Source organism: Dactylosporangium vinaceum (assembly GCF_019904175.1).
Classification (GTDB): Bacteria; Actinomycetota; Actinomycetes; order Mycobacteriales; family Micromonosporaceae; genus Dactylosporangium; species Dactylosporangium vinaceum.
Map to the genome: position 1 here is coordinate 2,551,390 of NZ_CP061913.1, position 22,158 is coordinate 2,573,547.

19 protein-coding genes are annotated in these 22,158 nt (G+C 72.1%); 13 read left to right on the plus strand and 6 right to left on the minus strand.

What is annotated here, in order from left to right:
* Positions 1-28: 28 nt before the first annotated feature.
* From Dvina_RS11180 to Dvina_RS11205, 6 genes are all read left to right on the plus strand, one after another.
* Positions 29-2,113, plus strand: a complete 2,085-nt coding sequence (locus Dvina_RS11180; RefSeq protein WP_223102381.1) for an RICIN domain-containing protein — start codon at positions 29-31, stop codon at positions 2,111-2,113.
* Positions 2,114-2,178: 65 nt separating this feature from the next.
* Entirely contained in the window at positions 2,179-2,727 is a 549-nt protein-coding gene (locus Dvina_RS11185) for a hypothetical protein (protein ID WP_223102382.1), read from the plus strand.
* A gap of 147 nt (positions 2,728-2,874) precedes the next feature.
* Positions 2,875-3,120, plus strand: coding sequence for a hypothetical protein (locus Dvina_RS11190; protein ID WP_223102383.1), 246 nt, complete (start codon positions 2,875-2,877; stop codon positions 3,118-3,120).
* 45 nt (positions 3,121-3,165) lie between these two features.
* Positions 3,166-4,230: a LacI family DNA-binding transcriptional regulator gene (locus Dvina_RS11195; protein ID WP_223102384.1), complete on the plus strand. Its 1,065-nt coding sequence runs from the start codon at positions 3,166-3,168 to the stop codon at positions 4,228-4,230.
* Positions 4,231-4,653: 423 nt separating this feature from the next.
* Entirely contained in the window at positions 4,654-5,238 is a 585-nt protein-coding gene (locus tag Dvina_RS11200) for a cytochrome P450 (RefSeq protein ID WP_223102385.1), read from the plus strand.
* The gene (locus Dvina_RS11205) at positions 5,235-5,963 is read left to right on the plus strand and encodes an isocitrate lyase/PEP mutase family protein (protein ID WP_223102386.1); all 729 of its coding nucleotides are present in this window, start codon (positions 5,235-5,237) and stop codon (positions 5,961-5,963) included. The genes Dvina_RS11200 and Dvina_RS11205 overlap by 4 nt, the downstream gene beginning before the upstream one ends.
* Positions 5,964-6,400: 437 nt before the next feature.
* Here Dvina_RS11205 and Dvina_RS11210 read toward each other — a convergent pair whose 3' ends face one another.
* Positions 6,401-7,423: a LacI family DNA-binding transcriptional regulator gene (locus Dvina_RS11210; protein WP_223102387.1), complete on the minus strand. Its 1,023-nt coding sequence runs from the start codon at positions 7,421-7,423 to the stop codon at positions 6,401-6,403.
* Positions 7,424-7,508: 85 nt separating this feature from the next.
* Here Dvina_RS11210 and Dvina_RS11215 point away from each other — a divergent pair, with 85 nt between their 5' ends.
* From Dvina_RS11215 to Dvina_RS11225, 3 genes are all read left to right on the plus strand, one after another.
* On the plus strand, positions 7,509-8,207 hold the full coding sequence (locus Dvina_RS11215; RefSeq protein ID WP_246656151.1) for a cupin domain-containing protein: 699 nt from the start codon (positions 7,509-7,511) through the stop codon (positions 8,205-8,207).
* A 9-nt stretch (positions 8,208-8,216) separates the two neighbouring features.
* Positions 8,217-9,368, plus strand: coding sequence for a Gfo/Idh/MocA family protein (locus tag Dvina_RS11220; protein WP_223102388.1), 1,152 nt, complete (start codon positions 8,217-8,219; stop codon positions 9,366-9,368).
* Between the two features lie 70 nt (positions 9,369-9,438).
* On the plus strand, positions 9,439-10,251 hold the full coding sequence (locus Dvina_RS11225) for a sugar phosphate isomerase/epimerase family protein (protein ID WP_223102389.1): 813 nt from the start codon (positions 9,439-9,441) through the stop codon (positions 10,249-10,251).
* Between the two features lie 1,157 nt (positions 10,252-11,408).
* Here Dvina_RS11225 and Dvina_RS11230 read toward each other — a convergent pair.
* The 3 genes from Dvina_RS11230 to Dvina_RS11240 form a co-directional block, all read right to left on the minus strand.
* On the minus strand, positions 11,409-12,818 hold the full coding sequence (locus Dvina_RS11230) for a serine/threonine-protein kinase (protein ID WP_223102390.1): 1,410 nt from the start codon (positions 12,816-12,818) through the stop codon (positions 11,409-11,411).
* A gap of 262 nt (positions 12,819-13,080) precedes the next feature.
* On the minus strand, positions 13,081-13,545 hold the full coding sequence (locus Dvina_RS11235; protein ID WP_223102391.1) for a MarR family winged helix-turn-helix transcriptional regulator: 465 nt from the start codon (positions 13,543-13,545) through the stop codon (positions 13,081-13,083).
* Between the two features lie 681 nt (positions 13,546-14,226).
* The gene (locus Dvina_RS11240; RefSeq protein WP_223102392.1) at positions 14,227-14,994 is read right to left on the minus strand and encodes a DUF72 domain-containing protein; all 768 of its coding nucleotides are present in this window, start codon (positions 14,992-14,994) and stop codon (positions 14,227-14,229) included.
* 195 nt (positions 14,995-15,189) lie between these two features.
* On the opposite strand from Dvina_RS11240, the gene Dvina_RS55125 reads away from it, so the two are divergent.
* The 4 genes from Dvina_RS55125 to Dvina_RS11255 all read left to right on the plus strand — a co-directional run bounded on the left by Dvina_RS55125 (position 15,190) and on the right by Dvina_RS11255 (position 20,452).
* Positions 15,190-15,318: a hypothetical protein gene (locus tag Dvina_RS55125; protein WP_261963647.1), complete on the plus strand. Its 129-nt coding sequence runs from the start codon at positions 15,190-15,192 to the stop codon at positions 15,316-15,318.
* A gap of 482 nt (positions 15,319-15,800) precedes the next feature.
* Positions 15,801-18,563 carry an ATP-binding protein gene (locus tag Dvina_RS11245; RefSeq protein WP_246656152.1) on the plus strand — a complete coding sequence of 921 codons (2,763 nt, stop codon included), beginning with the start codon at positions 15,801-15,803 and terminating at the stop codon, positions 18,561-18,563.
* Positions 18,564-18,737: 174 nt separating this feature from the next.
* A complete protein-coding gene (locus tag Dvina_RS11250) occupies positions 18,738-18,992 on the plus strand; it encodes a DUF6412 domain-containing protein (protein WP_223102393.1) in 255 nt (84 codons plus the stop codon).
* 875 nt (positions 18,993-19,867) lie between these two features.
* Positions 19,868-20,452, plus strand: a complete 585-nt coding sequence (locus Dvina_RS11255) for a YidC/Oxa1 family membrane protein insertase (RefSeq protein WP_223102394.1) — start codon at positions 19,868-19,870, stop codon at positions 20,450-20,452.
* 80 nt (positions 20,453-20,532) lie between these two features.
* On the opposite strand, the gene Dvina_RS11260 is transcribed toward Dvina_RS11255, so the two are convergent.
* Together Dvina_RS11260 and Dvina_RS11265 are read right to left on the minus strand one after the other, a co-directional pair.
* On the minus strand, positions 20,533-21,246 hold the full coding sequence (locus tag Dvina_RS11260; RefSeq protein ID WP_223102395.1) for an ABC transporter permease subunit: 714 nt from the start codon (positions 21,244-21,246) through the stop codon (positions 20,533-20,535).
* Positions 21,246-22,157 (minus strand): ABC transporter ATP-binding protein, encoded by a 912-nt coding sequence (locus Dvina_RS11265; protein ID WP_223102396.1) that lies wholly within the window; start codon positions 22,155-22,157, stop codon positions 21,246-21,248. Before Dvina_RS11265 ends, Dvina_RS11260 begins: the two co-directional genes overlap by 1 nt.
* Between the last annotated feature and the right edge of the window lies 1 nt (position 22,158).

Consider the following 22,158-nt stretch of genomic DNA (forward strand, 5'->3'; position numbering starts at 1 on the left):
GCCTCTTTCCCCTCCGGAGGACCCGAGCGTGCAAGCGCGACCCGACAAGCCCCCTCGCCGGCTACGCCGCATCGTGATGATCTCCGCGGTCGTCGCGCTCGCCGCCGGCGCCGCCATCGCCGGCACCGGCTCGCTGTTCAGTGAGCAGCGCGACGGCAACAACCCGACGGCGATCGCCCAGGTGCCGGGGGACAACCCCGATGAGGGCCTGATCTACGAGGGTCTGACGCCCGCGAAGAAGGGTGAGCCCTGCGTCGGTGGTTACGTGCTCACCGAGCGCGACCAGTGCAGCCACGGCCCGGACAAGCCGCCGGTGGGCCTGAACGTCAAGAACGTCGTGGCGCCGATCGCCGGTGCGACGACGCAGAACCTCCCCGCGGTCGACACCGCCGCCGCTCCGCAGGAGCAGACGGTCCTGGCCGACGAGAACGTGGCCGAGGGCTCCGACGGCGGCCTGGCGGTCGTCCCGGACGCGGTAGCCGCCGACGGCACGGCCGACTTCACGATCGGCGCCAGCGGCGTGGCCTGCGACGGCGACGGCGTGACCGGCAAGCGCGTCCAGGTGCTGTACGTCCGCGACGCGAGCACGGCGAGCAAGTTCAGCGAATACTTCGAGTCGTTCCGGACCTGGGCCGCGGGGATCGACACGATCTACAACGCCAGCGCCCAGGAGACCGGCGGCGAGCGCCACGTGCGCTTCGTGACCACCGCCGACTGCAAGGTCGACGTGCGCGAGGTCGAGCTGCCCAACGGCGGCATGGCCACCTTCGACGCCACGATCAACGGGCTCAAGGCGCTCGGCTACAACCGCACCGACCGCAAGTACGTGATCTTCGGTGACGCCAAGGTGTACTGCGGCATCGGCACGTGGGCCGGTGACGCCCAGCCCGGCGTGAACAACCGCAGCAACGGCGGCCCCGGCTACGGCCGCAGCGACCAGGGCTGCTGGGCCGCCTCCGTCGCCGCCCACGAGCTCGGCCACAACCTCGGCGCGGTCAACAACAACGCCCCGAACTCGAGCAAGAACGGCCACTGCGTCGACGAGTGGGACCTCATGTGCTACTCGGACGCGGCCGGCGTGGTGATGCAGTTCAAGTGCGGCACCGAGAAGGGCGACAAGAGCCACGACGTGCGGCTCGACTGCAACCACGACGACTACTACAACACCAACCCGAGCCCGGGCAGCTACCTGGCGAACAACTGGAACGTGGCCAACAACCAGTTCCTGATCGCCGGTGGCGCCACGACGCCGCCGCCGACACCGACGCCGACGAAGACGACGGCCGCGCCGACGCCGACGCCGACGAAGACCACCGCGTCGCCGACCCCGTCGAAGACCACGTCATCCCCGACGCCGACGCCGACCACCGCTTCGCCGACCCCGACGAAGACGGCCACGGCCACGCCGACGCCGACCCCCACGCCCACCAAGACCTCCACCGGTGGTCTGAAGGAGCTGCGGACAAGTGCTGTCGATGCGACCTCTGTACGTCTGTCCTTCGACTCGGCCGGAGCGGGCAGCCGCTACGCCGTCGTCGTCAACGGCCGCTCCATCGGCCGCGTGGCCGCCACGAACGTCCGCATCGTCGGCCTGCGCCCCGACACCGACTACCAGGTCGGGATTTCGCTCGCGAAGAACGGCGCCCTGACCCCGTACACCGGCACGGTGACGGTCCACACGGCCACGGCGAACACCCCCGCGGTCGGCGCCTGGACGGTCTTCGGTAACAGCCTCACCGGCGGGGTCGTCGACCTCTTCGGCGCCCGCCGCGCGGCCGGCACCCCGGCGATCCTGTACAGCCGGCACAACGGCGCCAACCAGCAGTGGAAGCTGGAGCAGACCGGCAACGCGTTCACGGTCCGCTCGAAGGCGACGAACGAGTGCCTGAGCACCGCGGACAACAAGGACGCGGCCGGCGCCACGGTGGTGCAGACCGACTGCAGCACGGCCCTGAAGTGGACGGTCACCAAGACCGACTACGGCATGGCGCTCACCTCACCGTCCGGCCTGGTGCTCGGCGTGAGCGGCAGCGAGTACTTCGGCAGCCGCCTGCTGGTGCTGCAGAAGGCCAACGGCGCGAAGTACCAGAGCTGGGTGCCGCAGCAAGTATGATGCACCCCCCGTTCGATCGTCCCGGCCCGGCGCCCATGTGGCGCCGGGCCGCGGCGTGCCTGGTGGTGACCGTGCTTGCGGTCGCCGTCGCGGTCTTCGGGTTCGCCGAGGACGCCGACGCTCACGGCGGTGTCGTGCTGACCCTGCACGGTGACGGCGCCGGCTCGGTCTGGGTCACCGCGGTCTGGGAGGACGGCCACCCGGTCACCGAGCCGATCGGCATGACCATGCTGGCGACGTCCGGCACCGGCCAGCGGGTCGGCCCGGCGCCGCTCAAGCGCAACGGGGACGCGGTCACGTACAGCGGGACTCTGACGCCCGGCGAGTGGACGGTCGTGGCCGACATGGGCACCCCGGCGATCGGCCGCTGCGAGGGCGTCCTGCACGTGGCGGCGGCGGGCGCGACACCGGCCCCGGACGAGAAGAAGTGCAGCCCACCGCCGGTCTCGGCCGCTGCGGCCCCGCCATCCGGCACTTCCTCGTCAGTTTCATTTTCCTGGATCTGGTACTCGCTGGGCGCGATCGCCGTCCTGGGAGCTCTCGGTTTCCTGTTCTTCCGCCCGGCGCGCCAGGCCCCGAAAAAGCGGACGAAGTCCCGCAAAGCGCGTCGCTAGGCGGTCTTTACCGATATAGACTTGACCGGTACAGCGCGGCGGTTTACTGTACCGGTATACAACACGTTGCACCGGCCGACTGGGGTTCCCACCGGCTTGGCCTGTGTCGCCCGTCAGCTTTACCGGTACAGACGGAGGAGACCCGCAATGAGCACGTTCCCGTTCGCCATGATCGTGTCCCAGTCCTCCCTCGCTGAGCAGTACGGCTCCGCGTGGAACGGCGAGACATTCGAATACGCGAGCGCCCTGCCGAGCGCCCCCGTAGTCACCCACGCTGTGGCGGTGCGCCCTCCGCGCGCCTACCGCACCCGCAACGCCCTGGCCGCGACCCTGCGCCGGGTGGCCGAAGCGGTGGCCCCGGCCCCGGCGGTGCATTCGCGTCCGGCGCGTTAAGGTTCTGCGGGAAGTACACAAATATCGACAAGGGAGGCCGCTGCGGTGGGAAGGGTGACCCTGCAGACGATCGCCGACCGGGTCGGCGTGAGCCGGATGACCGTCTCGAACGCGTTCTCCCGCCCCGACCAGCTGTCCCCGACCCTGCGCGACCGGATCCTGGCCGTCGCCGACGAGCTCGGCTACGTCGGCCCGGACCCGGCCGCGCGGGCGCTCGCCCGCGGCACCACCGGTGCCGTCGGCATCCTGCTCACCGACTCGCTGAGCCAGGCGTTCAGTGACGAGGTCGCCACCACCTTCCTGGGCGCCATCGCCGACGAGCTCGCCCCGACCGGCCTGGGCCTGACCCTCCTGACCACCAACCAGGCGGGCAGCGTCATCCCGGCCCGGGACGTGGCGATGGACGGCGCCCTGGTGTACTCCTGCGACCCGGAGAACACCGGAGTCGAGTGGCTCCTACGCCGCAAGATCCCACTGGTCTTCATCGACCAGAACCCCGCCGATGGGGTACCCGCCGTGAACGTCGCCGACCGCGCCGGCGCCCGAGCCGCGGCGCAGCACCTGGTCGACCTCGGCCACCGCCGCGTGGGCATCGTCACCTCCGGCATCCGCGGCCGCCACGGCCTGATCGCCCCCGAAGACACCGGCGACGTCATCGACGGCTTCGTGGCCGACCAGCGCCTGACCGGCTGGCTGGACGCCCTGACACCGGCCGGCATCACCCCGGTGATCGCCCGGCAGCCCCACGGCGACCCCGACTCGGGCTACCGCGCCGCGAGCGAGCTGCTGAAGGCCGGCGACCCGCCGACCGCGATCGTCTGCTTCTCCGACGCCCTGGCCCAGGGCGTGATGGAGGCCGCGGTGGACGCCGGCCTGACGGTCCCGGAGGACCTGTCGGTGGTCGGCTTCGACGACAGCCCGGCCGCCGCCCGGATGCGCCCGCCGCTGACCACTGTCCGCCAGGACATCCTGGCCAAGGGCCACGCCGCGGCCGCCGCCCTGACCCGCGCCATCGAGGCCACCAGGACCGGCGAACCCCAGGCCGCCGAGCACCTCTGCCTCCCGGCCGACCTGATCGTCCGGGCGAGCACCGCCGCTCCGCGCGCCTGACGCTCTGTCGCCAGCCCCGCTCACCGTCACCAGGTCTCCGCCGGCCACGACCGCGAGCGCGCCGCCGTGATACAGGAGGGTGAGACCGTTCAGACCCTCACCCGCTGGCCGGCCCACCTCGTCACCCCGTGACCCCGGCCGCCGCACCGCCACCCGCAGCAGCCGCTCCGGTCGAGCGTCGGGCGGGCGCGCATGCGCACGAACGGCGATCGCGTCCCGCACCTCGGTGACGACGTGCATCGACCACCCGGCGGCCGGGCCGCTCCAACTCTGGCCCTGCTGATGAGGAGGTGAACTCTGCCGGGCGAGCCGTGGTGGGTCTCGCACGAAGTGTGGGGGGACGGGTGCGCGGGGGTGCCGGAGACGGGTGGTCGGTGGATGGTTCGGCCGGCGCCGAACGGTTGCGGGCCTAGCGTGAGGGGCATGCTTTCGTATCCTGTTCCCGAGGTCGAGCCGGCGGCCCGCGGTATCGGTTGGCTGCGCGCGAACGTCAGCCGGTTCGCCAACGGTGAGGTGCATGCTCGTCGCCGCGCCATTGTCGAGGAGATCGTTGCCGGCATTGATCTCGATGGGCTTCGGCGGGCGTACGACGGGCATCCGGTCGCGCCGCTCGCTCGGGCGCTCGGTGTCGCGGAGCGGGTGATGCCCGGCGTCGTCGCCGACGTGCGGGTTGCGGCGGCGGCGTACCAGACGGGGGACGCCGCGGCCGACTCCGCCGTTGATCGGCTCGTCGCGGTGTTCGGTGGTGAATACGACGAGCGGACGGCTGCACACATCCAGGTGCTGGTCCAGGCGTGCGACGCCACCGCGACGCTCATCGAGCGGGCGCGGACGCGGACGGTCGACGAGGTGCTGCGCACCGACCCGCCGGTGGCCGCCACGCGCCGCGTCGGCCCGGACGGCACCGTCGTCGTCGTGCCGCTGACCGCAACACCCTTCGGCGCCGGGCCGCGGGGCTGTCCCGGGCGCGAACATGCGCTCGCGCTGGTGGAAGGTGCGCTGCGGTGAACGAGCACGAGTTCGCGTCGCTGCACGTGCCGGGCAAGCCCCTGGTGTTGCCCAACGTCTGGGACGTGGCCGGGGCCCGGGCGCTCGTGGCCGCCGGGTTCCGGGCGGTCGGGACCACAAGCCTCGGCGTCGCGGCCAGCCATGGCCTGCCCGACGGTGAGGACGCCACCCTGGACGAGACGCTGCGGCTCGTTTCGCGCCTGGCCACGCTGCCGGTGCTGGTCACCGCCGACATCGAGCGCGGCTCGGTCGCGGCGGCCGTCGCCGCGGCCGAGGCGGGAGCGGTCGGCGTGAACGTCGAGGACGCGTTCGGCGACGCCGCCGTGCACGCTTCGCTCATCCGCGACATCAAACGCGCAGTGCCCGGACTGTTCGTGAATGCACGAACTGACACACACTGGCTGCGCGCCGGCGACATCGGTGAAGCGGTTCGACGCATGCGCATGTATCGCGACGCGGGCGCTGACGGCGTGTTCGTGCCCGGTGTGCGCGAACCGGGCGACATCGCCCGGCTCGTAGCGGCGGCCGACGTGCCGCTCAACGTGCTCGCGCAGCCGGGCGGGCTCACCGTCGCCGAGCTCGGCGGGCTCGGCGTCGCCCGGATCAGCCTGGGCTCGCTCCTGTTCCGCGCCGCGCTTGCCGCTGTGGTGGAGACGGCTGTGGCGGTACGACTCGATCACGATGTGCGCGCCGACCTCCCGACATATCAGGAGGTCAACGGCTGAAACGCACACCTCGTCGCTCCTCGTCGCTTCTCGCCGTTCCTCGTCTAACCTCGCCGTTCCCCGTCGCTCCGGAGCCTGCGGCCGCATCGGGGTAGCTCCGGAGTCTGCGGCCGCATCGGGGTGGCTCCGGAGTCTGCGGTCGTATCGAGCAACGGACCGCTCCGGTCGAGTGCTCACTTGGTGCTCAGTCGTGTTGACTCGCGCAAAACCACAGCCACGGCGACAGCCCGAGGCGACGGCTCACAGCAATGGCCAAAGTGAACAGCTCACCGCCGACGGTTTACAGCAATGCTCAATGTGAACAGCTCACCGGCGACGGCTCACGGCAGCGCTCAATGTGAACAGCCGAAGGGCGACACCCACGGTCATGGCCGCAGTCGCCGCCGTCCGGAGAGAGCAAACGGGGTGTCGCGTCGTGCACGAAGTTGCACGAGTGCTCACGCCGGCAGTGAGCGGGTGCTTTCGCGGCGGACCAGGGTGGCCTGGGCGGGCTCGATGCGGGGAGTGTCGGGGCTGTGCGTGTCGTCCAGGGCCATCGACATCGCGCGGGCGCCCATTTCGGCCAGGGGGAGGCGGACCGTCGTCAGGGGCGGGGTCACGTCGCGGGCGATCGGCATGTCGTCGAAGCCTATGAGCGAGATCTGGTCCGGCACCGCGATGCCGCGGGCGCGCAGCGTGCTCAGGGCGCCCACCGCCATCTGGTCGTTGAGGGCCACGACGGCGGTCAGGTCGGGCGAGGAGTCGAGCAGTGCGGTGATGGCCTCGGCGCCGCCGTCGCGGTCGAAGCCGGCGTACGCGACGCGGCGGGCCGGCACCGTGCCCCGGAACTCGCGGGCGGCGCGGCGCAGGCCGGCCAGGCGGTCGGTGGTCGTGGTGAGGACCTTCGGGCCCGCGATGACGCCGACCCTGCGGTGGCCGCTGCCGAACAGCTCGCACCCGGCCAGGTAGCCGCCCTCCTCGTTGGCCGGCATCACCGCGTCGCCGGGGAGCTCGTGGCGGCCGATGACGCTTACCCGGCCGCCGGTGCGCGTGTAGGCGGCGAGCTTCGCCTTGAGGGCCTTGGTGAAGGCGGCGTCGTGGTAGCCGGAGCCCGCCAGCACGATCGCGGCGACCTGCTGGGCCCGGAGCAGCTCGACGTACTCGAGCTCGCGGGCCGGATCGCGGTAGCTGTTGCAGATGATGACCAGGCGCCCGTGGGTGGTGGCGACCTGCTGCAGCCCGCGGGTGATCTCGGCGAAGTAGGGGTCGGAGACGTCGTGGACGATCACGCCGACCGCGGTGCGCTGGGCCCGGGCCAGGAGCTGGGCGTGCGCGTTCGGCACGTACTGCAGCTCGTCGACGGCCCGCAGCACCCGCGCCCGCAGCTCGTCGGTCACGAGCTTGGTGCTGCCGCTGATGATCCGGGAGGCCGTTGCCGGTGACACACCCGCGCGGCGGGCTACGTCGGCGAGCGTTGCCATCGCTAAGACCCCTATCTCTCCATTGACCCGTGCTCAGCGTACCGGCTAGCCTCAGGAAAGCGGTTTCCTGCACTGGGGGTACACCTTGAGATCCTATTTGCCGGGCGCGGTCGGCGTGTCCCGCCTGTCGGTGTATGACACCACCGCCCCCGACGGGCTGCACGGTGGCACGCCGCACATGCATCTGACGTGCTCCGAGGGGTACGTCGTGATCACCGGGCAGGGCCACGTGCAGACGCTTTCCGGGGAGGGCTACCGCGAGACGCCGCTCAAGCCCGGCACCGTCGCGTGGTTCCGCCCGGGCACCATCCACCGGCTCGTCAACGAGGACGGCCTGCAGCTCGTGGTGCTCATGCAGAACGCGGGCCTGCCCGAGGCCGGCGACGCGGTCCTGACGTTCCCGGCAGACGTGCTCGGCGACCCGGAGCGGTACCGGGCCGCCGCCACGCTGCCCGGCGGCGCGGACCTCGGCCCGGCGTACCGCCGCCGCGACCTCGCCGTCACCGGCTTCCTCGCGATGCGCGCGGCCGGCCCGGAGGCGTTCACCGAGTTCTGCCGCACGGCCGCCGCGCTCGTCGCCCCGAAGCTCGCCGACTGGCGGCGGCGCTGGGAGACCGGCCCCCTGGAGGTGGCGCTGGAGACCGGCCGCCAGCTCGACGCCCTGGAGAAGTCCGACCCGGCCCACCTGGCCGCGGGCGGCATCGAGGTGCTCGCGAACCCGACCGAGTCCGGCAAGCACGGCATGTGCGGCCTGCTCGAGACCTACATTCCTGTTTCTTCGTAAGGGAGCCACGTGAACCGCGTTCCGATCGGCATCGTGCTCAACGGCGTGACCGGCCGTATGGGCTACCGCCAGCACCTCGTCCGCTCGCTGCTGGCCATCCGGGACGAGGGCGGGCTGCCCGCCGGCGACGGCCGCCGCATCTGGCCCGAGCCGATCCTGGTCGGCCGCAGCCCGGCCAAGCTGCAGGAGATCGCCGAGCGGCACGGTCTCACCGACTGGACCACCGACCTCGATGAGGCCCTGGCCCGCGACGATGTCCAGATCTACTTCGACGCCCAGGTGACCCAGCAGCGCGAGAAGGCCATCCGCGCCGCGATCGAGGCCGGCAAGCACATCTACACCGAGAAGCCGCTTGCCGACGACACCGCGGCCGCCGTCGACCTGTACCGCGCGGCCGTCGCCGCCGGGGTCAAGCACGGCGTGGTGCAGGACAAGCTGTTCCTGCCCGGCCTGCGCAAACTGGCCCGGCTCGTGGAGGGCGGCTTCTTCGGCCGCATCCTGTCCGTCCGCGGCGAGTTCGGCTACTGGGTGTTCGAGGGCGACTGGCAGTCGGCCCAGCGGCCCTCCTGGAACTACCGATCCCAGGACGGCGGCGGGATCGCTGTCGATATGTTCCCCCATTGGCAGTACGTCCTGGAGCGCATCTTCGCGCCCGTCCGCTCCGTCCAGGCCACGATCGTGACCCACATCCCGTCGAGGGTCGACGAGTCCGGCGCCGTGTACGAGGCGACCGCCGACGACGCCGCCTACGGCACCTTCGAGCTCGAGGGCGGGATCGTCGCGCAGGTCAACTCGTCCTGGGCGGTGCGGGTGTACCGCGACGAGCTCGTCGAGTTCCAGGTCGACGGCACCCACGGCAGCGCGGTCGCGGGCCTGCGCGAGTGCCACGTCCAGCACCGCGCCACCACCCCGAAGCCGGTGTGGAACCCGGACCTCCCGGCCACCGAGCAGTTCCGCGCGCAGTGGCAGCGGGTGCCGGACAACGAGGAGTTCGACAACGGCTTCAAGGTCCAGTGGGAGCACTTCCTGCGCCACGTCGTCGACGACGCCGCGTTCCCGTGGGACTTCGCCGCGGGCGCCCGCGGGGTGCAGTTGGCCGAGCTGGGCCTGGAGTCGGCCCGCACCGGCCGCCGCATCGAGATCCCGTCGCTGGACCTGTAGCCCGCCCGCGGTGCCCGTCGCACCCGCGGCGGGCCCGCGCCGGTGCGGCCATGAGCGAGAGGCAACAACGATGAGTGACCTGTCGCGGTTCTCACTGAACCAGGCGACGACCAAACGCTGGCCCATGCGGGAGACCGTCGCGGGGTGTGTGGCGGCGGGGGTACCGGGAATCGGCCTCTGGCGCGACCAGGTCGACGAGCTCGGCGTGGAGCGCACGGCGGCGCTCGTCCGGTCGGCCGGCCTGACGGTGACGACACTGTGCCGCGGCGGCTTCTTCACCGCTGACGGCTGGCGCGACGACAACCTCCGCGCGATCGACGAGGCGGCCGCGCTCGGCGCACCGGTGCTCGTGCTCGTGAGCGGCGGCCTGCCGCCCGGGAGCCGCGACGTCGACGGCGCCCGCCGGATGGTCGCCGACGCCATCGCAGCTCTCGTGCCGCACGCTGAGGCGGCCGGAGTACAACTGGCCATTGAGCCTTTGCACCCGATGTTCGCATCCGACCGCTGCGTGATCGCCACGCTCGGCAACGCGCTGGACATCGCCGACGCATTCCCGGCGGCAGCGGTCGGGGTCGCCGTGGACACCTACCACCTCTGGTGGGACGACCAGGTCTGGACCCAGCTGGCCCGGGCCGGCGCGGCGGGGCGGATCGCCTGCTTCCAGGTCGCGGACTGGATCACCCCGCTGCCCGAGGGCGTGCTCCTGGGCCGCGGCCTGCCGGGGACGGGCTGCGTGGAGCTGCGCCGGTTCCGGGAGGCGGTGGACGCGGCCGGCTACCGCGGCCCGATCGAGGTCGAGGTCTTCCACGAGGACGTCTGGTCCCGGCCGGGCGAGGACGTGCTGGCCGAGACCATCAAGGGGTACCTCCAGCACGTCCTCTGACCCGCCCCCTCGCACGGCCGCCCACCGCCGGGCTCCCTCGGACGCGCACCCGCGCGAGGGAGCTCCGGCGGTGACCCACCGCGGCCGCCCGTGCGCACGGTGACAAGTCCCGGGTGAGCCTCCCGGCGCGTCCGCGCGTGACGCTCCCTGCGTGAGGCTCCCCGCGCGTGGCGCTTCCTGTGCGCGTCCGCACGTGACGCTCCGTGCGTGAGGCTCCCCGCGCGTCCGCGCGTGAGGCTCCCCGCGCGTCCGCGCGTGAGGCTTCCCGTGCGCGTCCGCGCGTGGCGCTGCTCGCCCGACGGCTCGGGCCACGCGCGCGGTGAGCGCGCAGGATGGATGTGGCTCCCGGCGCACGGTGAGCGCCGGGCTCGGGCGCGGTGAGCGCGGCGCTCGCGCGTGGCGCGGTGAGCGCGGCGCTCGCGCGAATCCTGGCCCTGGGCGCCATGACCCTGACCGCCGGTGGCGCTCCTTGCGCGCACCCGTGCGTGAGGCTCCCTGCGCGTCCGCGCGTGAGGCTTCCCGTGCGCGTCCGCGCGTGGCGCTGCTCGCCGACGGCTCCGGCCACGCGCGCGGTGAGCGCGCAGGATGGACGCGGCTCCCGGCGTACGGTGAGCGCCGGGCTCGGGCGCGGTGAGCGCGGCGCTCGCGCGTGATGCTCCTTGCGCGCACCCGTGCGTGAGGCTCCCTGCGCGTCCGCGCGTGGCGCTCCTCGCCGACGGCTCGGGCGGTGAGCGCGGCGCTCGCGCGTGGCGCTCCTTGCGCGCACCCGTGCGTGAGGCTCCCTGCGCGTCCGCGCGTGAGGCTTCCCGTGCGCGTCCGCGCGTGGCGCTGCTCGCCGACGGCTCCAGCCACGCGCGCGGTGAGCGCGCAGGATGGACGCGGCTCCCGGCGCACGGTGAGCGCCGGGCTCGGACACGGTGGACGCGGCGCCGGCACACAGTGGGTGCGGCTCCCGTGCGTGGTGAGCGCCCGGCTCGGCACGGTGGGCGTGTGGCTTGGGCGCCGGGTTCGGGTGTGCGGTGCGGGTGGCGCTCGGAACGCGATGGGTGCGGGCGGGGCGAGCGTGCAGTGTGGCGTCGGGCTAGGGCTTGGTGGGCGTCGGCTCGCTGGCGCGTCGGCGAGTGCGGAGGTCCCGGCGGTGGGGGCCTGGGCGCCTGTTACGGGGTGGGGACGATCGGGACGCCGCCGCCGTTGCCCTCGGTGGGGGTTTCGGTCGGCGTGGGGGTGGGGTCGGTGACCGGGGTGGGTCCGGCGGTGGTGGGCGGCGGGCCGGTGGTCGTGGTGGTGATGACCAGCGGGGCTGTGGTGGTCGGGGTGACCACCGGGCCGTTGACGGTCTGGGTTGGGGCCGGGGGCTGGGCCGCGTTGGTGGGGTTGCCGATCCTGGTCTCGGTCACGCCGGGGTTGGGGCGGCCGCCGCCTCCGCCGATCACCGAGGTGATCGGGGCCGGCTGCTGGGACAGGTCGGTGGTGACCGCGTCGCCGCCGGTGTTGCCGCGGTGGTTGTCGGTGCCGGGGTTGCCGCCCATCATGTCGGACGTGGTCTCGGCGGCGGCGAAGACCAGGGCGAGGGCCATCGGCACGGCGATCGCCATCGACGTGACGCGGCGGCGTGACATCTGGGCGGGGGCGCGCAGCCAGCGGCGCTGGACGGGTACTGTCGCGGCTTCCAGGTCGTCGATCGCCAGGCCCAGGAGCAGCTGCCGCGCGTCCGGACGGTCCTGCGGGTCGCGGCTGAGCGCGGCGGCGACCAGGTCGCGGACCGGGTCGGGGATGCCGCTGAGGTCGGGCTCGCCCTCCAGGATCTTCCAGGCGCGGGCCGCGGCCTCCTCGCCGCCGTAGGGGTGCCGGCCGGTCGCGGCGAACGCGACGAGGCAGCCCCAGCCGAAGATGTCCATCGCGGCGGTGGGCTCCTCGGCGCGGAGCTGCTCCGGAGAGGCCCAGCCGAGGCTGCCGACGATGTTGCCGGTCCCGGTGATGTCGCTGGCCGCGTCGAGGGCGCGGGCGATGCCGAAGTCGATGATCCGGACGCCACCGAGCGTGACCATGAGGTTGCTCGGTTTGAGGTCGCGGTGCACGAGGCCGACGTTGTGGATGGCCGCGAGGGAGGCCGCGACGCCGAGGGCCACGCTGTGCAGCATGGCCGGGTCGAGCGGGCCGTCGTCGGCGACGAGGCGGGAGAGCGGGATGCCTTCGAGGTATTCGGTGACCAGGTACGGCCGCTCCTCGAACACCCCCGAGTCGAGGACCCGCGCGGTGCAGAAGCCGGGCACGCGCTGGGCCGCCCGGACCTCGCCGGCGAAGCGGACCCGGAAGCGGGGGTCGCGGGCCAGGTGCTGGTGGACCAGTTTGACCGCGACCCGGCCGCCCTCCGGCGACTGGGCCAGATACACCGTGCCCATGCCGCCGATGCCGAGCTGGCCGAGCAGGCGGTAGTGGTCGATGCGGATCGGGTCGTTCGCGGTCAGGTCGCCGACGGTGGCGCGCCGCGCGGGCGCGGCCGAGCGCAGCGGCAGGTCCGGCGGGCCGGACTCGCCGGCGTCGTCGTGCTTGCCTGCCTCGGTCATCGGGGTCCTTCCAGGGTCTTCAGGGGTTGTACGGGGACGTGGTGCTCCCCAGCAGTCTGGTCCCTTCGTCGGGCATTGAAAAGACCACGCTGTATGCATCAATTGTGCCCGTTCGGGCACCGTTGTGGATTCGCGGCACTGCCTCGAACAGTAGTCCAGCGGAGCGCGAATCTCCGCGCCGGAGGTCACACCGTTACGGCACTGTTCCGGTCTCGTTCCAACGATCGAAAGCCGGAAAAATGACGTAAATACCGCACCCTGCCTACCGCGATCGCTCCAGGTGATCGACGAGTCCACGCAGCGCGGTGGTGATGCGGGTGAGTTCGGCGGGTTCGAGGGAGGAGAGGGCGTAGGCCTCGGCGTTCTGCGACTCGGGGAGCAGTTCGCGGATGAGGCGGTGGCCTTTGCGGGTGAGCTGGAGCAGCACGAGGCGGCCGTCGTCGGGGTGGTTGGTGCGTTTGACGAGGCCGCGTCCGGAGAGGGTGTCGACGACGCCGGTGAGGGTGGCTTTGGAGATGCCGGCCTGTTCGGCGACGTGGCGGGTTTCGATGCGGCGGGCGGCCCAGACGGTGCGCAGGACGACGAAGCCGGTCCAGGTGAGCTGGCGGGGGCGGAGGACTTCCTGTTCGACGTGCTGGCGGACCGCGTTGGCCGCGCGGTGCAGGTGCAGCACGGCCTCGGTCGCGCCCGTGAACGCACCGCCCTCCCGGCCCACCGTTGCGGTCACCGTGTCCCGCGCAAACGTGCCCGTACCGACGCGACCCCGTGCTTGCCCATATGGGCGGCCCCCCTCCGGTCCCCACATCGAGTACTCAGAATATCGGGAACATGTCGGTTCCGTTGCCCCGTAATCACCCTGTGCAGTCCCATGACGACCCTCCGGCGCGTGCCTTTTCGGCATTCACCGCGTTTGTCCGGCTGTTCTGCCGGATATCCGATGAATTGAAACGTGTGGGTACTCCCGGGAGCCCGACCATCCCGCAGCCGCCCGCACTGGACGAGAGAGGGGCCGCGGGTCCCCTGATACATCCGTCACCTCGGATGCGGCGCGGGCCGGCCACCCGATCGGCCGCCGGTGGGTGCCGAGGTGGCGGCCCGGGTGCGCGGTTCGGCGACCGGCCGCAGGCGTGGACGGGCCCGGGGTGCGGGTCGGTCGGCGGTCGCCGGATCTGCCGGTGTTTCTGCCGGTTCGCGGTGGCGCTCCGTAGCCGCCGGGGCGCGCGTCAGGGTGACGGCGGTGCGCTTCGCGGTGCTCCGGCGCGTGTGGGAGTACAGCCGCCGGTTTTGGCTCGTATGCGGGCTAGTCGCGATCCTTGCGGTTCATGAGGTGGCGGCGCTGCCAGACGAGGAGCGCGAAAAACGCGGCGATCACGAAGATCGCGCAACAGAACTTGGCCACGGGTGCAGCCTACGACCAGTTCGGCACTTGGTCAGGGGTGCGGCCGACGGTCAGGCCGCGGCGGGCGGCGAGGCGGGCGAACGCGACGGCGTCGGTGATCGCGGCGCAGCCGGGGTCGTTGTTGAAGTACACGTAGATGTCCTCGCTCCCGAACGCCTCGGCCAGGCGGCCCATCCAGGTGTCGAGGGCGGCGCGGCCGTAGCGGGGCCAGGGGTTGGCGCGGCCCTCGTGCAGGCGCAGATAGCCCCAGCCGGCCGTGCGCCACAGTGGTGCCTGCGGGCGCCCCTTGCGGTCCGACCAGCACAGGGCTGCGTCGTGCCGGGTGAGTACGTCCTTGATCGTCTCCGTCCACCACGAGTCGTGCCGCGGCTCGACGGCGACGCGGACGGTGCTCGGGAACGCCTTGAGCGTGCGCTCCAGAGCGTCCGGGTCGGCGTGCATGGTGGGTGGGAGCTGCAGCAGTACCGGTCCGAGCCGGTCGCCCAGGCCGGCCGCCCGCTCCAGCAGGCGGGCCACCGGCTCCTCCGGCTCCTTCAGGCGCTTGACGTGCGTGAGGAAGCGGCTGGCCTTGACCGTGACGATGAAGTCGCCGGGGGTGCGGGCCCGCCACGCCTCGAAGGTCGTGCGCTCGGGCAGGCGGTAGAACGCGTTGTTCACCTCGACCGTGTCGAACGCCGCTGCGTAATGCTCCAGCCACAGCCGGTGCGGGACCTCGCGCGGGTAGAAGCGGCCGCGCCAGTCCCGGTACTGCCAGCCGGAGGTACCTACGCGCATCATGTCTCGGCCTGTTCCCCGTTTGGCCTGGGGTTACTCGTTTTCGGCCGAGGATGACTAGGCGCCGGGGTGACATACGTAGGTGGGTCGGGGCCCCGTCTACGTATGTCGGGGCGGCGGGATTACGTAAGCGATACCGATGGAACGCGGGGCTTACTCGGACACGATGGAGGCACGAGGTTGAGAGGGGTCCGAATCATGAACGTCCACGATGGTCTGCTGTCCGAGCTCGTCCGCCAGCGCCGCCTCGACGTGTTCGACGAGAGCAGGCACTGGACAAGCCGCGTGCGGCTGCGTCGTCGAAACCGGCGCGAGCATCTCTCCTGAGCCGGCCGTCCACGGCCCCAGCTCTCACGCGACCGAACCGCGGGGGAGTGCAGCCCCGGCACGTCTTCACCGACGTGCCGGGGCTGTTCTGGTTGTCGGGCCCCGGCCCTGCGGCTCGGCTGGGCGGTTCGGTTTGGCGGCTCGCTGTCCGGCTCCGACGTCGGGGCTCCGCTGCCGGCCGTGGGGATGACTAGGCCCGGTGTGGATGACTAGGCCGGGTCGAGGGTCGAAGATACGTAACAGGTGCAGATGGCAGAGGCCCCTTACGTCGCGACGATTGGACCGTCAGCGAAACAGTCCGGCCGAGGAGTCCAGATGATGCACCCGGTTTTTCTCTACAGTCAGCTTCAGCACCGCCAGCAGGGCCTGCTGGGCCTCGAGATCCGCCGCGGCGCGGCCGGGCGGGACGCGCGCCGCCTCTGGTGGCGCTGGTCGCGACCGTCACAGCCGGAGGAGCGCCCTCCCGCCGGTAGGCTGGTGACGTGCGGGCCAGCCGTAGCGGAATGAGCCAGGTGATGGTCGGCCGCGACGATGAGCTGCGCCGGTTGCGCCGCCTCGCCGACGGGTCCGAGCCCTCCATCGCCATGCTCGGCGGGGAGCCGGGCATCGGCAAGAGCCGTCTGGTCCAGGAGCTGATCGCGGGCCTGCCCGAGACCGTTCCTGTGCTCGACGGCCAGGCCGACCCCGGCACCCTCAGCCGGCCCTTCGAGGTGCTGCTCGGCGCCATCGACAGCAGCCGCCGCTCCGAACTGCTCGACCCCGAGCCGCTCCGGGTCGTCACCGACGCGTCCCGCTCGATGATCGACCGTATCCAGGCCGGGCTGGAGATCGTGCAGCAGCTGACCGAGCCGGGCACGTCGCTCGTCGTGTTCGAGGACCTGCACTGGGCCGACTCGGAGAGCGTCGCGCTGTTCGAGCGGATCGCCGAGCTGCCCGGCAGCCGGCTGCTGATCGGCACCTACCGGCCCGACGAGATCACCCGCCGGCACCCGCTGGCCGACCTGCTGACCCGGCTCGAACGGCGCTACACGGTGACAAACGTGCGGCTCGAGCGCCTGAGCCTGGCCGACACGTCGATGTTCCTGAAGTCCGCGACCGGGCGCCCGCCGACCTACCGGACCGCGCTGTCGCTGCACAACCGCACCGGCGGCAACCCGTTCTTCCTGGAGGAGCTGCTCAAGGCCAACGGCGACGCCGACCTTGACACGCTGTGCGACAGGCCGCTGCCCTGGAACATCGCCGAGGCGCTGCGCCGCCAGCTCGACGACCTCGACGACGCCGAGAAGCGCATCGTCGAGGCGGCCGCCGTCCTCGGCCGTAAGGTCCCGTTCGACCTGCTCGCCGCGGTCACCGGCTTCGACGAGAACGAGCTCATCGACGGCCTGCGCGACCTGGTCCGCCGCGGGCTCATGGTCGAGACGGGCGACGACGAGTTCAGCTTCCGCCACGCCCTGACCCGCGAGGCCCTGGTCGACGAGATGCTCGCCCGCCAGCGCCGCCGCCTCCACGAGCTCGCCCTGGAGACGCTGCTGTCCACCGGCAGCAAGGACTACGCGCTCGTCGCCCACCACGCCAAGGGCGCCGGCCGCTACCTCGACATGGTGGAGGCCGCGCGCCGCGGACTCGTCGTCTACCTGGAGATGGGCTCGCCCTACCAGGCGCTGCAGCTCGCCGAGATGGGCCTCGACGAGCTCCCCGACGACGTCGAGCTGCTCTCCTGCGGCGCCCGCGCGGCCTGGCTCGCCGGCCTCCTCGACGACGCGCAGGAGCTCGGCCGCCGCTGGCTCGACGCCGCCGCCACGGGTGACGAGCGCGCCGACGCCCTGCGGCTGCTGGTCCGGCTCAGCTGGGAGGTCGGCAGCAGCGGCAGCATGCAGGAGCGCGCGGCCCAGCTGCGCCGCGAGATCGCGCACCTGCCCGACGGGCCCGCGAAGGCGCAGGCGTATGCGGCGATCGCCCAGGCGTACATGCTGCACGACGACACCGAGCGGGCCGTCGCCTGGGCCGACATGGCGATCGCCCTCGGCGAGGAGCTCGGCCTGCCCGCGGTCTGGCTGGCCGGCAAGGTCGAGAAGGGCTCGGCCCTCGTCAACGTCGCGGCCGGCGTCGACGAGGGCGTCAAGCTGCTCAACGAGGCCGCCCAGGAGGCCGAGGAGGCCGGCGAGTGGCTGCTGGCCGCGCGGTCGCTCAACAACCTGTACAACCTCCTGCCCGGCGGGCCCGCCGACTGGGCCGCGGCGCTGGAGCGGATGCGCACCTTCGCCGAGCGGGCCGGGTTCGAGTCGCTCGCCGTGGCCGCGTACTTCCAGGGCCGCGCCCGCCTGGCCGTCCAGGAAGGCAACCTCAGCGGCGCCTTGGCCGAGCTCGAGGCCGCCCGCCGCCGCGACAAAGGACTCCTGCGCACCCGCAACGGCAGCGACTACCACGGCGTCTTCTTCACCGGGCTGCTCCTCGAAGCGGGCGAGCTCGACAAGGCCGACATGGTGATCCGCGGCCTGATCGAGCAGTCCAACGACGCCTACACGATGCTCACCCAGACCTCGGTCCCCGGCCTGCAGTTCCACCTGGCCTGCCGCCTGGGCCGCATCGACCTCGCCCGCGACCTGCTCCGCACCGTGCTCGACGCGGTCCGCGTCACCGGCGTCACCGGCCGCGACTTCGCCCACGACATCATCTCCGCGGGCCTCGCCGCCGGCCTGAGCGCCGACGAACTGCGCCCGATCGCCGCCGCCATCGACGACCCGCTCTTCGACGACGCGTACCGCTGGCTGGCCGACGCCCAGATCGCCGAGGCCGCCGGCGACACCCCGGCCGCCCTGCGCCTCTACCGCCGCGCCACCGCCGAGCCCACCATGCTCCTCCCGGCCCAGCGCGGCACCGGCCACCTGGGCGCCGCCCGGTGCCTCATCGCCGCGGGCGACCTCGACGGCGCCCGAGCCGAGGTACGCGCGGCCGAGCCCCACCTGGCCCGCTGGGCCGGCTGGCGCGTCGCCGAACTGGCCGCCCTGCGCAGCCGCCTCGGCCTGAGCGCGCCCACGGCCGGCGGCGACGAGAGCCTGACGCCTCGAGAGCGCGAGGTCGCCGTCCTGCTGGCCGAAGGGCTGACGAACGCCGAACTCGCCCGGCGGCTGTACATCTCGCCCCGGACCGCAGCCGTGCACGTGTCAAACATCCTGAGCAAGCTGAACCTGGAGTCGCGTACGCAGATCGCGGCCTGGGTCAAGTCCCGCCCGCCCGCGCGGTAGCGCGCCGGGCGGGTCGTTCGGGCGGGCTGCGGTGGTTGGGCGGCGGTCTTTGCTCGGGGCGTCGTTGTCGGCTGGGTTGCGTTTGTGCGGCTGGATAGCGCGGGGAACTGGGCGGGGTGGAGATACTCCCGTGGGCTGATGTGTGGGTTGGCGGGAGTGTCTAGCATCGGTGGCATGTCGTGGTCGGTGACCACCCTGCTTGCCGCGTGGGCCTTCGTCGGCTCGCCCGGTGACATGCTCGCCGTGGCGACGGCCGTGCTGGCCGCCGTTGCTGTCGTGCTGGCTTCTCGGCTCGTGGCCGGAGCGCCGGCGGGTTCTGCCCGGCTGCTGGTGCTGCCCGCGCGGGCTCGGAACGGGCTCGGCCGGATCGTGCGCTCGGTCGATCCTGATGCCGCGGGTCGGCCGCGGCCTCGGGCGCCTGGTATCTGAAACTCGCGCGTACCGCGGACTGCCCTCCGGCTGCCCTGCCTCCTGGATGCCGTGCCTGGCGATTGCCCGGCTGCCCCTGTTTCCGTGTTGCCCGTTGCCCGGTTGCGCGACTGTCCGGCTGTCCGGTTGTCAGGCTGCGCAGCTGCGCGCCTGTCCGGTTGCGCGCCTGTCCGGTTGCGCGGCTGTCCGGTTGCGCGGCTGTCCGGTTGCGCGGCTGTCCGGTTGCGCGGTTGTCCGGTTGCGCGGTTGTCCGGTTGCGCGGTTGTCCGGTTGCGCGGTTGTCCGGTTGCGCGGTTGTCCGGTTGTGCGCCTGTCCGGTTGCGCGGTTGTCCGGTTGCGCGGTTGTCCGGTTGCGCGGCTGTCCGGTTGTGCGCCTGTCCGGTTGCGCGGCTGTTCGGTTGCGCGGCTGTTCGGTTGCGCGGCTGACCTGCTTCGCGGCGCCTTGGCGACCGTTGACCGGCAGCGTGGCCGCGTCTCGCGTGAGGAGTCTGCCCGTCTGACCTAGCCCGATCGGCCGCAGCGGCGGCTCGGCTGCGTTGGCCCCTGAGCGTCTTCGGGCTTGGTGGTCGGCTCGGCTGCTGTGAGCGCGTTGCGGTGCGGGCGATCGTCGGACGGTTTGGCTGTGGTTGTCCATTGGCGGCGGCTGGGGCTGGGCGGGTCTCGGCGGCGGCTCTGCTCGTGGTGTGCGTGGGCTGTTCGTCCGGTGCGCGAATGCACATCTTCAACGAGATCGACATGGCCGGCCTCGGTTTTCGGGGCTTGGCGCTGGTGTCGCTCGGGGCTCGGCCCTGTGCGGCGCACATCTGTGCGCGTTTGGCTCGGCTGGTGCCTGCGCGTGGTTTCGTTTGACGTTCTTGACCAGAAGGGTCGAGGTTGTGGTGCATCATGTGCTGCTCGTGCTCGCCGGGGTGCTGGGATCGGTGCCGGCGGCGATTGTGGTGGCGTCGCTGGTGTTGCGGGCCGGGTTGTTGCCGTTGAGCGTTCGTGCATATCGGGCTGAGCGGATACGGGCGTCATTGGCGCCGGCGCTTGCCGGGCTGCGGAAGCGGCACGGGCACGAGCCCGTCGTGCTGGCCGAGAAGTCGGCGGCGCTCATGCGGGAGGCCGGGTCGGGGCCGTTTGCCGGGCTGCTGCCGATGCTCGCGCAGGCACCGTTCGCCTGGGTGCTGTACCGGGAGTTCACCAACGGCGGCATGCGCGGATACGACCTGCTCGGCGCCGACCTCACCCAGCGGCTCTCCGCGCAGCCCGCGCTGCTCGCCGGATGGTTGATCGTGTGCGCGCTGGCCGGGATCGCCGTGTGGAACGTGCGGCAACTGCCGGAGGGGTCGCCGCGGTATGTGCGGGTGCTGTCGTTCGGCACCGTGGTGTTCGCGGCGTTCGTGCCCGTCGCGGCGGGGATCTACCTGGTGACCACCGGGCTCTGGACGGCCGTCGAACGGTGGTACTTCCGGCGCTGACTACCGCACAGGGCAGTGGTGCAAGGGCGGGGCACTCGGAGTACACCCGAAATGCTCCGCCCTTGGCTCTTGCAACGTGGTCAGCCGGTCTCGCCGGCGATGGACAGCGTGCGCAGCCGCTGGATCGCGTAGAGCGTCGACGCGAGTGTGAACACCGCGGCCATGACCAGGCTCAGGGGCACGGCGACGTTGCCGTGCAGGAGGTCGGTCGGGGCCAGCCAGTCGACGATCGCCTGGACGTACTGCTGGATGGAGAGCTTCTGCGTGCCCGTCAGGATGTTGCCCAGGACGCCCTCCCAGAGCACGACGTACGCCAGGCCGACGAGCACCGGGCGCCGGCTCAGCACGCTCAGCAGGACGAACAGCGAGCAGTAGGCCAGGGAGCCGATGACGCCGCCGACGAACAGGGCGAACGCCAGCGGTGGCTCGCCGGCGATCAGGCCGACGACGAAGAGCGGGACGCCGGCGAAGACCGCGGTGACGCCGGTGGCCACGGCCAGCTTGGTGAGGATGATCTCCGAGCGGGGCAGCGGCTTGCTCAGGATGTGGGTGATCGTGCCGTCGTCGATCTCGGACCCCAGGACGCCGGTGCCGATGATCAGGGCGATCACCGGGAGGACCGCGGAGAAGCCGAGGCCGCCGATGACGCCTTCGCCCCACTCGGCGGGCGCCGGGCCGAACGCCTTCACGATCAGGGTGAGGCCGATGAGCAGCAGCGGGAGCGGCACCAGGAGCCAGATCCGGCGGCGGCCGAGCAGGCCCCGCGTGGTGATCATCGCGACTGTGGCGTTCATCAGGCACCCACCAGGTAGGAGAAGACGCTTTCCAGGGACTCGTCGGCCGGGATGAGGCGGCGCACGCGGACGCCCTCCTTGAGCGCGACCCTCGGCAGGGCCCGGGTGAACGTGCCGTAGTCGGACGCGCGCACCTGCAGGCCGGTGGTGTCGATGTCGACGCCGGCGACCGAGTCCTGGGCCATCAGGGCGACCGCGAGGCGGCGGTCGTCGCTGGAGCGGATGGTGAAGACGTGCGGGCGGTTGGTCATCAGGCGCCGGATCGTGCGGAACTCGCCGGACGCGGCCAGGCGGCCGGCCACCATGACCTGCACGGTCCCGGACACCTGCTCGACCTCCTCCAGGATGTGCGAGGAGAACAGCACGGTGCGGCCGTCGTCGCCCATCTTGTGCAGCAGGTCCATCATGTGGAAGCGCTGCCGCGGGTCCATGCCGTTGAACGGCTCGTCGAGCAGCAGGACGCTCGGTTCGTGCACGAGCGCGGCCGCGACCCGGATGCGCTGGCGCATGCCCTTGCTGTAGGTGTCGATGCGGCGGTCCTGGGCCGGCTCCATCTCCACCAGGGCGATCGCCCGGCGGGCCGCCTCGTCCGGGTTGGCGAGCCGGAACAGCTTGGCGCTGGCGAGGACGAACTCGTGCCCGGTCAGGAAGCCGTGCACGCTCTCGCGCTCGGACACGAGGCCGAGGGTGCGGTACACGTCCGGGTTGCGCCAGGTGGGAGCGCCGTCCACGGTGAGCGAGCCGCGCGAGGGCGCCAGGAAGCCGGACATCATGTGCAGGAGCGTGGTCTTGCCGGCGCCGTTCGGGCCCAGCAGACCCGTGACCCCCGGCCCGAGCGTCATCGTCACGTCGTTGACGGCGACGACATTGCCGTACCACCGCGAGACGTGCTGCAGATCGACAGTACTCATC